The 12,596-nt window shown below is 67.6% G+C and carries 9 protein-coding genes; 6 read left to right on the forward strand and 3 right to left on the reverse strand.

The genetic code is table 11. The annotated features are described in order from the left end of the window. Positions 1 to 111 precede the first annotated feature (111 nt). Both treZ and WKW82_RS19025 read left to right on the forward strand, forming a co-directional pair. A complete protein-coding gene (treZ, locus tag WKW82_RS19020) occupies positions 112 to 1,938 on the forward strand; it encodes a malto-oligosyltrehalose trehalohydrolase (protein ID WP_340343878.1) in 1,827 nt (608 codons plus the stop codon). Next, positions 1,931 to 7,033, forward strand: a complete 5,103-nt coding sequence (locus WKW82_RS19025) for a malto-oligosyltrehalose synthase (protein ID WP_340343879.1) — start codon at positions 1,931 to 1,933, stop codon at positions 7,031 to 7,033. Before treZ ends, WKW82_RS19025 begins: the two co-directional genes overlap by 8 nt. Before the next feature lie 25 nt (positions 7,034 to 7,058). Here WKW82_RS19025 and WKW82_RS19030 read toward each other — a convergent pair whose 3' ends face one another. Both WKW82_RS19030 and WKW82_RS19035 read right to left on the reverse strand, forming a co-directional pair. Further along, positions 7,059 to 7,481, reverse strand: coding sequence for a putative toxin-antitoxin system toxin component, PIN family (locus WKW82_RS19030; RefSeq protein ID WP_340343880.1), 423 nt, complete (start codon positions 7,479 to 7,481; stop codon positions 7,059 to 7,061). Then, entirely contained in the window at positions 7,465 to 7,740 is a 276-nt protein-coding gene (locus tag WKW82_RS19035; protein ID WP_340343881.1) for a hypothetical protein, read from the reverse strand. Before WKW82_RS19035 ends, WKW82_RS19030 begins: the two co-directional genes overlap by 17 nt. 480 nt (positions 7,741 to 8,220) lie before the next feature. On the opposite strand from WKW82_RS19035, the gene WKW82_RS19040 reads away from it, so the two are divergent. The 4 genes from WKW82_RS19040 to WKW82_RS19055 all read left to right on the forward strand — a co-directional run bounded on the left by WKW82_RS19040 (position 8,221) and on the right by WKW82_RS19055 (position 12,145). After that, positions 8,221 to 9,582 (forward strand): homoserine dehydrogenase, encoded by a 1,362-nt coding sequence (locus tag WKW82_RS19040; protein WP_340343882.1) that lies wholly within the window; start codon positions 8,221 to 8,223, stop codon positions 9,580 to 9,582. A 51-nt stretch (positions 9,583 to 9,633) separates the two neighbouring features. Next, positions 9,634 to 10,530: an alpha/beta hydrolase fold domain-containing protein gene (locus WKW82_RS19045; protein ID WP_340343883.1), complete on the forward strand. Its 897-nt coding sequence runs from the start codon at positions 9,634 to 9,636 to the stop codon at positions 10,528 to 10,530. A 341-nt stretch (positions 10,531 to 10,871) separates the two neighbouring features. Further along, the gene (locus WKW82_RS19050) at positions 10,872 to 11,582 is read left to right on the forward strand and encodes a hypothetical protein (protein WP_340343884.1); all 711 of its coding nucleotides are present in this window, start codon (positions 10,872 to 10,874) and stop codon (positions 11,580 to 11,582) included. A gap of 11 nt (positions 11,583 to 11,593) precedes the next feature. Further along, positions 11,594 to 12,145, forward strand: coding sequence for a hypothetical protein (locus tag WKW82_RS19055; RefSeq protein ID WP_340343885.1), 552 nt, complete (start codon positions 11,594 to 11,596; stop codon positions 12,143 to 12,145). On the opposite strand, the gene WKW82_RS19060 is transcribed toward WKW82_RS19055, so the two are convergent. After that, the gene (locus WKW82_RS19060) at positions 12,100 to 12,555 is read right to left on the reverse strand and encodes a CBS domain-containing protein (RefSeq protein WP_340343886.1); all 456 of its coding nucleotides are present in this window, start codon (positions 12,553 to 12,555) and stop codon (positions 12,100 to 12,102) included. The two genes, WKW82_RS19055 and WKW82_RS19060, sit on opposite strands and share 46 nt — an antisense overlap. Positions 12,556 to 12,596 lie beyond the last annotated feature (41 nt).

Genomic DNA, 12,596 nt, shown 5'->3' on the forward strand with positions numbered 1-12,596 from the left:
CACCAATCTGTCGAAATCGGCGCCAGGCAAGGCGCAAAGCACAGCCATGCAGTCACCGGCGGCATGGCGCGCATTTGCAACGCCGCATGGCGCCGATTCCCGGCAGATTTCATGAACCATGTGCACGCCATGCCCTTCGGCGCCACGCTGCTCGACGCTGGCGTGCGATTCAGTTACTGGGCCCCCGACGCATCGCAGATCGCGCTGGAGCTGGGCGGGCAGCCACCCTTGCCGCTGCAACGCGCCGACGACGGCTGGCATCGCCTCGAAGTCGCAGAAGCACGCGCCGGGGACCGCTACCGCTTCTGCCTGCCCGATGGCAGTTGCGTGCCCGACCCCGCCTCGCGCCGCAACCCGGACGACGTTCACGGCGCCAGTGAGGTGATCGACCCCCGCGCTTACGAATGGCACGACGACGAATGGCGCGGCCGCCCCTGGACCGAGGCGGTGATCTACGAACTGCACATCGGCACCTTCACGCCTGAAGGCACCTTCGCCGCGGCGCGCAAGCGCCTGATCGACCTGGCCGCCCTCGGCATCTCGGTCGTCGAAGTCATGCCGGTGGCCGACTTTCCTGGCAAGCAAGGCTGGGGCTATGACGGCGTGCTGCTGTTCGCGCCCGATGCTTCGTACGGCACGCCGGATGACCTCAAGGCCTTCGTCAACGCCGCGCACGACCTCGGCCTCATGGTGCTGCTGGACGTGGTCTACAACCACTTCGGCCCGGAGGGCAACTACCTGCACTCGGGCAGCCCCTTCTTCTTCAATGCCGCGCACCAGACCCCCTGGGGCTCCGCGATCAACTACGACGGCGAGCAGGCGCGCACGGTACGCGATTTCTTCGTGCACAACGCCCTGTTCTGGATCGAGGAATACCGCTTCGACGGACTGCGCATGGATGCCATCCACGCGATCCGCGACGACAGCCGACCCGACATCGTCGAGGAGATCTGCACCGCGCTGCGCGAGGGCCCCGGTCGCGACCGCCATATCCACATCGTGCTGGAGAACGACGCCAACGGCGCACGCTACCTCGAACGCGACGCCAAGGGCCAGCCCAGGATCGCCACGGCGCAGTGGAACGACGACCTGCACCATGCCGCCCACGTGCTGGTCACCGGCGACACCGACGGCTACTACGCGGACTATGCCGACGACCCGATGGGCCACTTCGGCCGCGCGCTGGCGGAGGGCTTCGTGTTCCAGGGCCAGCCCTCGGCTTTCCGCAAGGGCGAAGCGCGCGGCGAGCCCAGCGCGCACCTGCCATCCAGCGCCTTCGTCTCCTTCGTGCAGACGCACGACCAGGTCGGCAATCGCGCCTTCGGCGACCGCATCGAGGGGCTGGCCGATCCGGCGCTGCTGCGCGCGGCCTATGCCTGCCTGCTGCTGTCGCCGCATGTGCCGATGCTGTTCATGGGCGAGGAGTACGCGGCCGCTACGCCCTTCCTTTACTTCTGCGATTTCGGCCACGAGCTTGCGGCCGCGGTGTCGGCTGGCCGGCGCGCCGAGTTCGGCCAGTTCGCGGCCTTCGCCGACGAAGCCGCACGCGCGCGCATCCCCGACCCCAACGCAGCCTCGACCTTCGAGGCCTCGAAGCTGAACTGGCAAGAGCGCCTGCACGGCCCGCACCGCGACTTCCTCGCCTTCATCTCGGAACTGCTGGCGATCCGCCGGCGCTTCGTGGTGCCGCACCTGGCCAACCAGCGCGGCGGCGGGCAGCATTGGCGCGAGGGCGACGTTCTTCGCGTCGACTGGTCGCTGGGGAGCGCCCGCCTGCGGCAGCTCATCAACTTCGGCAAGAAGCCGTTGACAGGCATCCAGCCCATCCTCGGGCAACCCATCTACACCAATGGCCTCGCGATGGCCGGCCACAACGAAACGCTACGCTTGGCACCTGGCGCGGTCTGCGTCACGCTGCAGGAAAACAACCATGGATGAGGCTCCCGGCGAACACGAGGCATTGCATGCCCTGTGCGCCCACTTCGGCATTGCCACCGATTACCACGACATCTTCGGCAACCGGCATGTCATCGCGCCTGCGAACCTGCGCGCACTGCTCGGCACCTTCGGCGTCGACATCACGCTTCCCCTGCCGCAAAGCCTGCGCGAGCTGCGCTCGGCTGGATGGCAACTTGCGCTGCCCCCTGCCGTCGCCATCGACGCGGGCCAGTCGCACTGGGCCGTCACCTTGCGCGTGCCCGCCGCGTTGGCCGAGGCGCACTGGACGCTCGTGGAAGAGAACGGCAAGCAGCACCGCGGCCATGCGCGCCTGCATGACTTCCACGAGGAAGCGCGCTCCGATGTCGACGGCGTGCCGCATTGCGAGCGCCGCGTCGCCTTCACGCTCACGCTGCCGATGGGCTACCACCGCCTGACGCTGGACGACCTGCCGGGCGAAACCCTCGTCATCAGCGCACCGCCGCACTGCTACAACCCGCCGGCCATGAAGGACGACGTGCGCGTGTGGGGTCCGGCGGTGCAGCTGTATGCACTGCGCTCCAGTCGCAACTGGGGCGTCGGCGATTTCACCGACCTCACCCGCTTCGCGCAGCAGGCCGCCCAGCGCGGTGCCGGCATCCTCGGCCTCAATCCGCTGCATGCGCTGTTCCCGCACAACCCGGCGCATGCGAGCCCGTACAGCCCGTCCTCGCGCGTGCAACTCGACGTGCTCTACATCGACGTCGAGGCCATCGAAGACTTCCGCGAATGCGAGCCGGCACAGCAACGCGTGCGCTCGCCGGAATTCCAGGCGCGCCTCGCCGCCCTGCGCGACACCGAACTGGTCGACTATCCCGGCGTCGCGTCGGCCAAGTTCGAAGTGCTGGAACTGCTCTACGCGCACTTCCGCACGCAGCACATCGCCAATGGCACGGCCAGCGCGGTCGCCTTCGAATCTTTCCGCGCCGACCGCGGCGATGCCCTGCGCAAGCACGGCTTGTACGAAGCGCTGCAGGAGCATTTCCATCGGACCGACCCAGGCACCTGGGGCTGGCCGGTATGGCCCGAGGCCTTCCGTTCACCCGACACACCCGAGGTCGCGCAGTTCGCCCAATCGCATGCCGAGCGCATCGGCTACTTCGAATACCTGCAATGGCAGGCCGCGCGGCAACTCGGCTTCGTGCGCGAGCAATGCCAGGCCCTGGGCATGGCCGTCGGCCTCTACCTCGACCTGGCCGTGTCAGTCGACCGCGCAGGTTCCGACGCCTGGTGCGAGCGAGAGCTGTTCGCCCTGGGCGCCAGCGTCGGTGCGCCGCCCGACGAGTTCAACCCCAACGGCCAGGGCTGGGGCCTGCCGCCGCTGCGGCCCGACAAGCTGCGCAGCACCGGCTACCGCTTCTTCATCGAGACCCTGCGCGGCAGCATGCGCGGCGCCGGAGCCCTGCGCATCGACCATGTCATGGGCCTCATGCGCCTGTTCTGGATCCCGCCCGAGAAGACACCGCAAGACGGCGCCTACGTCTACTACGCGCTGCACGAGATGCTGGCCATCGTCGCCATCGAAAGCCAGCGCCAGCGCTGCATGATCATCGGCGAGGACCTCGGCACCGTGGCCGACGAGATGCGCGGCGCGCTGGCCCGCTTCCAGGTGCTGTCGTACCGACTGCTGTACTTCGAGCGCAACCATGAAGGCGACTTCAAGCCGCCCTCCGAATATCCGCGCCATGCATTGGTCGCGATCAGCACGCACGACCTGGCCACGCTCACCGGCTGGTGGGCCGGCCACGACCTGCGCCTTCGGCTCACGCTCGGTTTGTTCCCGAGCCAGGCCATCTTCGAGAAGCAGTTGTTCGACCGCGCGCAGGAGCGCGTCCGACTGCTGCTCGCGGTGCAGCGCGCCGGCCTGCTCTCGGCCGACGCCGTGGTCGAGGCCACCGGCGCGCAGACGCTGTCGACTGCCACCGTCACCGCCATCCATGCCTACCTCGCGAGTACGCCGTCGCAGGTGATGATGGTGCAGCTGGAAGACACCGTCGGCATGCTGGAGCAGGCCAACATGCCCGGCACCACCGACTCGCAACCCAACTGGCGCCGCAAGCTGCGCCTCGACCTGCCGCAACTGGCGGCCGACGTGCCGACGCTCCAGTTGTGCGAAGCCCTCGCCGCGATCCGACCGCACCCCGTGCCGCAGGCCGGCACGCGGCGCGGCGCCGTGGCGGTGATCCCGCGCGCCACCTACCGCCTGCAGTTCCACAAGGACTTCAGCTTCGACGATGCCATCGCCGTGCTGCCCTACCTGGCGCGGCTCGGCGTGAGCCACATCTACTGTTCGCCGATCCAGCGCGCGCGGCCTGGCAGCATGCACGGCTACGACGTGGTCGCGCACGACCAGATCAACCCCGAGCTGGGCGGGCGTGAAGGCTTCGAGCGCTTCAGCGCCGCGCTCAAGTCGCACGGCATGGGCCAGTTGCTCGACCTGGTGCCCAATCACATGGGCGTGCTCGGCGCCGACAACGCCTGGTGGAGCGACGTGCTGGAGAACGGGCCGTCATCGCTCTACGCGCAGCACTTTGACATCGACTGGCATCCGCTCAACGTCGAGTTGCAGGACAAGGTGCTGCTGCCCGTGCTCGGCGACCACTACGGCGACGTGCTGGCGCGCGGCGAACTGGTGCTGGTGTTCGACGAAGACGCAGGCACCTTCGCGCTGCACTACAACGAGCACCGCTTCCCGCTCGCGCCAGAGACCTACCCGCGCGTGCTGCAGCGCGCCGAGGCGCGCATCGCCGACGCCGACATCAGCGCCAGCCTGGCCAGCATCGCCGCATCCTTCGGCCACCTGCCGGCGCGCACCGCCACCGCGCCCGAAGCCGTGGCCGAGCGTGCGCGCGACAAGGAAGTGCTCAAGGGCCGGCTCGCGCGGCTCGTGTCCCGGCAGCACGACGTGGCGCATGCCATGGCCTCGGCCGTCGCGGAATTCAACAGCGCCGCCGAACGCGATGCGCTGCACGAACTGCTCGACGCCCAGGCCTATCGCCTCGCCTACTGGCGCGTGGCGGCCGACGAGATCAACTACCGCCGCTTCTTTGACATCAACGACCTGGCCGCCTTGCGCATCGAGCGCGAGCCCGTGTTCGAGGCCACGCACGGCATGGCGCTCGACTTGGCGGCGGCCGGCCTGGTCGACGGGCTGCGCATCGACCACCCCGATGGCCTGTACGACCCGGCCCAGTACTTCGAGCGCCTGCAGCGCGGCTTCGCCCGCCGGGCCGGCCTCGCATTGCCCGGCCCGGACGCGCAGGGCCGCCCCGCGCGTCCGCTCTACGTGGTCGCGGAAAAGATCGCCGCCTCGCACGAGGAAGTGCCCGAGCAGTGGCATGTGCACGGCACCACCGGCTACCGCTTTGCGATGGTGCTCAACGGCGTGCTGGTCGACACCGCCGCGGCGGAGCGCTTCACGCGCATCTGGCGCAGCTTCACGGATGTCGAGGCCTCCTTCGCGCAGCTCGCCTTCCGCGGCAAGCACGCCATCATGCGCAACGCGCTGTCGTCGGAGCTCAACGTGCTCTCGACCGAACTGCTGCGCATCGCACGCGCCGATCGCCACACGCGCGACTACACGCTCAACACGCTGCGCCGCGCGCTGGCCGAGGTGGCGGCCTGCCTGCAGGTCTATCGCACCTACATCATCGAAGGCCCTTCGGCGCAGGACTTTCACTACATCGAACAGGCCGTCGCCCAGGCACTGCAGCAGAGCCCCGAGGCCGATGGTTCGGTGTTCGATTTCGTGCGACGCACGCTGCTGGGCGAAGCCGTGCCCGGCGCACCCGCAGAGCTGCGCGAACGCGTGCTGCGCTTTGCCATCCGCTTCCAGCAATTCAGCGCGCCCGTCACGGCCAAGGGCGTGGAAGACACGGCCTTCTACCGCTACTTTCCGCTCAGCTCGCTCAACGAGGTCGGCGGCGAGCCCGCGCATTTCGGCATGACCGTGCCGGCCTTCCACGAGGCCAGCACCGACCGCTCGAAGCGCTGGCCGCACACCATGCTGGCCACGTCCACGCATGACAACAAGCGCTCGGAAGACGTGCGCAACCGCATCAACGTGCTCTCCGAATTCCCCGCCGCCTGGCGCCTGGCGCTACGGCGCTGGCGCGAGATGAACGCGGCGCCGGAGGGGACGGAACTGCCCTGTGCCGCGGACCAGTACCTGCTCTACCAGACCCTGCTCGGCACGCTCCCAGCCGGTGGCCTGGACGACGAGGGCCGCGCGTCGTACATCGCCCGCATCGGGCGCTACATGCTGAAGGCCGCGCGCGAGTCGAAGGCGTTCACCAGCTGGGTCAACCCCAACACCGACTATGAAGCCGCGCTGACCGGCTTCGTGCAGCGCCTGCTGACCCCGGCGGAAGACAACGACTTCCTGCCCGACCTGCAGGCGATGAGCACCACGGTCGCCTGGTTCGGCGCGCTCAACAGCCTGTCGATGACGCTCATCAAGTACACCTCGCCGGGCGTGCCCGACCTGTACCAGGGCAACGAACTGATGGACCTGAGCCTGGTCGACCCGGACAACCGTCGGCCGGTCGACTATGCGCTGCGCTCGCAATGGCTCGATGCGCTGGCAGCGCAGGCGCGGGAACCCGGCGTCGCGACGATGGTCCGCGGACTCGCCCAAGCGCCGCACGATGGCCACGCCAAGCTGTGGCTGACCTGGCGGCTGATGGGCTTGCGCAAGGAGATGCCTGTGCTTTTCCGCGATGGCGCCTATGCAGCTTTGCACGCCCGGGGGGCGAGGGCGCAACACGTGGTGGCGTATACGCGGCAACACCGGGGGCAGGCGCTGGTGGTGATCGCGGGTCGCTTGTTCGCGGGGCTGGAAACCGATGCCGCCGCTGCTGCCACCGCGCAACGCCTGCCGTTGGGCGGCGCGAGCTGGGGCGACACGGTGGTCAAGCTGCCGGGCTGGGCAGAGGGCACGCGCTTTCGCAATGTGCTGACCGATGAAGTGCTGGTCGTCGCGGACGGGGCCCTGCGTGTGGGCGATGCGTTTGCAAATCTGCCGGCGGCTGCGTTGGTCGTGTTGCCTGCGGCGTGATCAATGGCACCCGCAATACCGCGGACTACGCTTGGGCGACGCGCTCCAATGCCTGGCGCGGGTTGATGATGGCAATACCCTCGAATTGCCCGAGCACCAGCAAGTCCTGGTCGCCCGAGACGATCAGATCGGCTTGGGCGGCCAATGCCAACGCCAGCACGGCGTCGTCATCCGGGTCGCGGCATACCGGCTTCGCCAGCGGCGCGGCTGCAACGATCTGCACGGCCGCGCCGTAGTCCAGCAGCACGTCGCCGGCTTGCTTGTCGATGGCCGCGAGTTGCTTGCGCAGCGAGCTGCGCGTGAGCACATCTGCCAGTTCCGCAAACAGAACGGCGCTGCTGTACAGCTGCAGGTTCGGATGTTGGCGGATGGCTTGAAGCAGCTGGTAGGGGGTGCCGCGCCACAACAGTGCGGCGATCACCGCGTTGGTGTCAAGGACCAGGCGCATCCGAGCCTTTGTCTTGCTCGACTTGGCGCGAGCGGCGCTCTGCCCGCGCGGCCTTGATCTCGGCGGCGATCTCTTCCTCGCTCATGGGCACTACGCCTGCGGCTTCCAGCGCCGGCGCAATCGCCAACAGGTGATCCAGCGCGGCATTCTTCCTGGACCTGGCGCTCAGGAACTCCACGAAATCATCCACCTCCGCCACTTGCTGGGGCGACAGTGTTCTGATCTTGGCCAACAGGGACTGCTCGATGATGGCATTCATAGGACAAAAACTCCTTGGACCCGATGCCGGGTCGATGTTCAGTTGTACCGCAGGTTGGGCAGACGGTTCCGGCAACTTTGCGTTTGTACCCTGCAACTCAAGCCCTCCAATCAAGGAGACGGGCCCGTGCCGTCCCGTCCTGCTTGCGCGAACAGCGCCACCCATTGCATCGCGGCGGAGCGACCTGGGTCTGATTTCCATGTCGCCGCAGCCAGAATGCGACCTGCACTACACTTGCCCCCTCATGCCGTCCCATCCCCTCCCCATCGCATCCAGCCCCGCCTTCGCAGGCCGTGCGATGCCGCGCGCTTTCCCGCGCGCAGTGGATGCACGAATGATTACCACCATGACCGCCGCGGCCACCTGAGCACGCGCAGGTGGCCGCTTCGGCAGCCACCTGGTGTCTCTTCCGCTTCTCCAGCGATCCCAAGAAACCCAGCTCTGGCAGCCGGGTTTTTTTGTTTTTGCCAGGAGAAGTCCATGTATCGCGATCCCGTCCAATCCTTCCAGCCCGCGCACCACGTTCCGGCCAGCCTTCGCCCCCTTCGCGTGGGGATGATCGGCATCGGCACCGTCGGCGCAGGCACCTTCCGCGTGCTGCACCGCAACCAGGGCGAAATCGTCGCGCGGGCCGGGCGCGGCATCGAGATCGTGATCGTCGCGGCCCGGAATCTCGTCCGGGCCGCGGAGATCGTGGGCGACGGGGTCGAACTCACCGATGACCCCCTGCGGGTGGCCATCCATCCCGGCGTGGACGTGGTGGTCGAAGTCGCCGGCGGCACCGGCCCGGCGCGCGACTGGGTGCTGGCCGCGATCACCAACGGCAAGCACGTGGTCACGGCCAACAAGGCGCTGCTGGCCGTGCATGGCACGGAGATCCTCGAGGCCGCGTGCCGCCAGGGCGTGGCCGTGGCCTACGAGGGCGCGGTGGCGGTGAGCATCCCCATCGTCAAGGCGCTGCGCGAAGGACTGGCCGCGAACCGCATCGAATGGGTCGCCGGCATCATCAACGGCACCAGCAACTTCATCCTCTCGAAGATGCGCGACGAGGCGCTGGACTTCGGCACCGCGCTTGCGCAGGCCCAGGCCCTGGGCTATGCCGAGGCCGATCCCGCCTTCGACGTCGAAGGCACCGATGCCGCGCACAAGCTTTCCTTGCTGGCGGCCAACGCCTTCGGCATGCCGATCCGCTTTGCCGACGCGCAGGTCGAGGGCATCACATCCCTGTCGCGCCTGGACGTCGCTTGCGCCGAGCACCTGGGCTATCGCGTCAAGCTGCTGGGCATCGCACGCCGGCATGCCCACGGCGTGGAACTGCGCGTCCAGCCCGCGCTGCTGCCCGCCACGCACATGCTGGCGCAGGTGAACGGTTCGATGAACGGCGTCATGGTCAAGGGCGACGCGGCCGGCATCACGATGTACTACGGCGCAGGTGCCGGCTCCGAGCAGACCGCGTCCGCCGTCATCGCCGACCTGGTGGACGTTGCGCGGCTCGACGGCACCCGCCCCGCGCAACGCGTGCCGCATCTGGGCTTCCAGGCACATGCGCTGCGCGACCTGCCAGTCATCCCGCAGGCTGAAGTCTGCGGCACCCACTGCCTCCGGATCCCGATGGCGGATGCCAGCCAGACCGAGGCCCTCGCAGCGCTGCTCGCAACCCACCAGGTGCCCGTGCGCCGTGTCGTCGTCGCAGACGTCCTGCCCGGCGCTGGCCCGCAACTGCTGGTGCTGACCGATGCGGTGCCGCAGTCCATCCTCGATCGCGCGGTGCCGGCACTGCAAGCCCATCGCGCAGTCACAGGTCCGATCGCGCGCTGGCGTGTCGAAGAATGGATGACCTGAAGCCAAGCCTCGAATACAGTCGAACGCAAACACTCAGGGAGCGCCGACACCATGACCAGCCTTGCCAGCAAGCTGATGCCCTTCATCATCTCGCTGACGGGCGCGAAGAGGATCCTCGGCTCGGCCGAGACCACCCGCGCCCATGTCGCCGAATTGCAGTTGCGCCCCGCCAGCTACGGGCCACCCAAGTCGCTGGACAGCCGCGTCGAACTGAGCGTGCGCCGTTACGGCGGATGGCCCGTCTACGAGGTCCGGCCCCGGGGCACCGCGCTGGCGCGCCGCGTCATCTACCCGCATGGCGGCGCGTGGATCCTGGAGATCACCTCGTTCCACTGGAATTTCATCGCGGACATGGTCAGCTCGACCGGCATCCCCTTCCTCGTGCCCATCTACCCGCTGGCGCCCGTGGGGATGGCCGCCGAGGTCATTCCCATCGTCGCCGACCTCACGGCGCAGGCCTGCGAAAAAGTCGGGCCCGCGCACACCTACCTGATGGGCGACTCGGCCGGCGGCACCACCGCGCTGGCGGCAGCGATGCAATTGCGCGACCGGGGGATCGCGCCGCTCGGCAACGTGATGCTGATATCGCCCGCCATCGACCTGCACTTCACCGACCCCGCGATCGCGCCGATCAGCCCGCGTGACCCGATTCTCGACATCCCCGGCGTGGAGGTGGCGGCGGGCATGTGGCGCGGCCAGCTGTCGCTCGACGATCCCATCGTCAGCCCCGCCTTCGGCAACCTGCGCGGGCTGGGGCCGATGACGCTGTTCAGCGGCACCTACGACATGGCCCACCCGGATGCAGTCCGCCTCGTCGCGCTGGCCAAGGCAGCCAACGTGTCGCTCGACTACCACGAGGCCCGCAAGATGCTGCACGTCTATCCGCTGTTTCCGATCCCGGAGGCACGCGAGGCCAAGCGCGTCATGAAAGCCATCCTGCTGCGCTGATCCGACTTCGCAAGCACACGCACGACTGCGCTGGATCTCCTTTTTGCCGTGCTGCAGCACTGTCTGCGGCGCCCGGGCATCGGTTCTGCGCCTGATTGCAAAGGCGCATGAGTGGGCCGTGGCCCTTCCCGTGGGCCTTGGGGAGCGGCGCATTTCGCAGCCACGTCGCCCTGTGAATTTGTTGGCCACTACCGGAGACCGCGCCCAACGAATCACGGCCTTCCAGACACATTCACACCCTAATGTGTCTAAGCCGTGAACAATTGCCAATAGACAGTGCCACGACCTCCTCGTTCCTCGATAGCATCGCGCCTCCAGGGATGTATTCAGGAAAAAACGAGATGAGTTCCACGAGAAGAAAGTTCGTGCTGTCGGCCGCCGCCGCAGCGCTTGGCGCCGTTGCATTGACGGGCTGCTCGCGCAGTTCCATGCCCGAGGCGCCGCGGCCGGTGGTCAAGAAGATCCTCGTGTTGCCGGTCCTGCCGCCCGACCGGTTCTGGACCTACAACAACTGGGTCCTGGGCTTCGCCGCCATTCCGTCGGCGGTCGCCAACCGCATCAAGAGCAACATCTTCGACGAGAACATGGTCGCCGAGCGCAAGGCCATGGGCCCCAAGCTCACGACCGCGCTGGTCGAGCAATTGCGCCGCGAGGGCTATGACGCCGAGGTGCTCGAGTGGCCCGGCCGCAATCCGGCAGACCCCTACTCCATCGACATCGACAAGCTGCCCGGCACCGATCCGGTCCTGCACGTCTACTTCGGCGACACGGGCATGGATTCCGCCAGGCTCTCCCGCTACTACCAGCCGCGCGTCAACATCAGCGTGGACCTGGTGGGCCGTGGCAAGGTCGGATCGCTGTATGGCGAAACGATCTACTACGGCGCCGATTCGCGTGGCGAGGCGTCCTGGAGCGTGCCCGCGCCCGAGCGCTTCCGCTTTGCGGACTTCGCATCGCTGGTGGATCGACCGGCGGAAGTCATCGCCAGCCTCGACGCCGGCATCCAAGGCCTGGCACAACGGGTGGCGCGCAACATCAAGGAACAGGGCTGAGCGGGGCGGCCATGCTTGAACTCGTTGCCAAATCGTTGGGCCGCATGGTGATGAGCGGCCTGCTGCTGGTGGCCTGGAATGCCTACAACCGGTACATCGGCTGGACTTCCGGTGACCTCGACGCGTCAAGTGCCATCGAATACGCCGCGGCGTTGCTGCTGGTCTGGTCTGCCTGGCCCGTGCTGGCGCGCTTCGCCGGACCGGACACGGAAAAGCTCCAGCAACAGGCAGCCATGCCCGAGGCCGCCTGGGAAATCGCCTGCGAGAACGCCAGCGCCAGGGCCATCGCGCAATACGGGCGCGCCGCGGGCGTCAGCCAGACTTGCCCGCTTTGCAACGACGTCATTTCGGTTCGCGCGAGTGATGGCGGCGTGTGGTTGTCGGTCGCGACCGACTGTGCCTGCCACAAGTGCGCCGGCAAATTCAGGCTGCCGTCGCCGCAAGGCCGGCGCACGGCCGCCCGCGTCAAGGGGCGTGGCGGCTTCGACGGCTTCGAGAACTCGAGCGCCCTGCCCGCTCAGTTGCTGCCCGACGTGTCTTCCTCGGGCCAGTCGCGGATATAGGCCTTGAGCATCTTGTTCTCGAAGTTCTGGCTCTCGACGACCGCCTTGGCCACGTCGTAGAAGCTGATCACGCCCATCAGCATGCGCTGGTCCATCACGGGCATGTAGCGCGTATGCCGCTCGAGCATGATGCGCCGGATCTCGTCGAGTTCGGTTTCCGAAGTGCAGGTCACCGAATTGCCGTCCATCGCCTTGCGCACCAGCGTGCTGCCGACACTGCCGCCGTTGGCCACGATGGCCTGGATCACCTCGCGGAAGGTGAGCATGCCCACCAGTTCGCCATGCTCCATGACGACCAGCGAGCCGATGTCCTTCTCGGCCATGGTGTTGACCGCCACCAACAAGGTCTCGTCGGGCGTGACGGTGAAGAGTGTGCTGCCCTTGACGCGCAGGATGTCGCTGACTTTCATGGTGGTTTTCCTCTGCTGGGCGGTGGCCAATGCGATTTGAA

The sequence above is a fragment of the Variovorax rhizosphaerae genome (genome assembly GCF_037889975.1).
Lineage (GTDB): Bacteria > Pseudomonadota > Gammaproteobacteria > Burkholderiales > Burkholderiaceae_C > Variovorax > Variovorax rhizosphaerae.

Excerpts from the sequence above, each read along its gene's own strand:
- treZ (WP_340343878.1), top strand. The coding sequence starts at position 112 with ATGAACCATGTGCACGCCATGCCCTTCGGCGCCACGCTGCTCGACGCT.
- WKW82_RS19025 (WP_340343879.1), top strand. The coding sequence starts at position 1,931 with ATGGATGAGGCTCCCGGCGAACACGAGGCATTGCATGCCCTGTGCGCC.
- WKW82_RS19030 (WP_340343880.1), bottom strand. The coding sequence starts at position 7,481 with ATGCGCCTGGTCCTTGACACCAACGCGGTGATCGCCGCACTGTTGTGG.
- WKW82_RS19035 (WP_340343881.1), bottom strand. The coding sequence starts at position 7,740 with ATGAATGCCATCATCGAGCAGTCCCTGTTGGCCAAGATCAGAACACTG.
- WKW82_RS19040 (WP_340343882.1), top strand. The coding sequence starts at position 8,221 with ATGTATCGCGATCCCGTCCAATCCTTCCAGCCCGCGCACCACGTTCCG.
- WKW82_RS19045 (WP_340343883.1), top strand. The coding sequence starts at position 9,634 with ATGACCAGCCTTGCCAGCAAGCTGATGCCCTTCATCATCTCGCTGACG.
- WKW82_RS19050 (WP_340343884.1), top strand. The coding sequence starts at position 10,872 with ATGAGTTCCACGAGAAGAAAGTTCGTGCTGTCGGCCGCCGCCGCAGCG.
- WKW82_RS19055 (WP_340343885.1), top strand. The coding sequence starts at position 11,594 with ATGCTTGAACTCGTTGCCAAATCGTTGGGCCGCATGGTGATGAGCGGC.
- WKW82_RS19060 (WP_340343886.1), bottom strand. The coding sequence starts at position 12,555 with ATGAAAGTCAGCGACATCCTGCGCGTCAAGGGCAGCACACTCTTCACC.